At 47.5% G+C, this 697-nt stretch carries 1 pseudogene; it reads left to right on the top strand.

Annotated elements, in window-relative coordinates:
- A pseudogene (locus R7Z77_RS25705) lies at positions 1–697 on the top strand (glutamine synthetase); the annotation flags it as partial.

Below are 697 nucleotides of genomic sequence, written 5' to 3'. Positions count from 1 at the left end.
CAAACATGGCCCGATATAGAATTTATCGACCTTATATTTACCGATATCAATGCCACTCCAAGAGGAAAGCGCATCCCGATAGACGCACTAGAGAAGCTTGATAAAGGGGTAGCACTCCCCCTCTCGACCATCACCCTCGATACTAAAGGTAACGGCGTTGAAACTGCGGGGTTGGGCGAAGATCTCGGAGAGCCAGATCACCTCTGTTACCCAATCAGTGGTACTTTGATGCCAACGGCAAAGGAACAAGTTGGCCAACTACTGCTTAGTATGATGGATGAAACCGGGCAACACCCTAACCCACTGTTCATCCGCAACATTCTCGCGTCTATGTTGCAAACGCTGCATGCCAAAGATCAGTACCCGTGTGTCGCGCTAGAGTTAGAATTCTATTTAATCGACAAAACTCGTGGGGAAAATGGCGAACCATTAACGGCAATTAATCCAACGAAGAAAACACGAGAAAAAGACACCGAGGTTTACGACCTTGATGGATTAGATGACTACGCGGATTTCTTGACCGATCTTAATCGAATCGCATTAGAGCAAGGGTTGAATACGTCCGGCGCTCTTTCTGAGTCTGCACCGGGACAGTTCGAAATCAACTTCAACCATTCCAAAGACGTACTGCGAGCGTGTGATGAAATCATCATTGCAAAACGTTTGATTCGCCAAGTGGCTCACCAGCACGGGTTTG

Source organism: Vibrio sp. 1401 (assembly GCF_033340295.1).
Note: the sequence above shows the minus strand (reverse complement) of the source record. Positions and strands in the feature narration are given on the sequence as shown.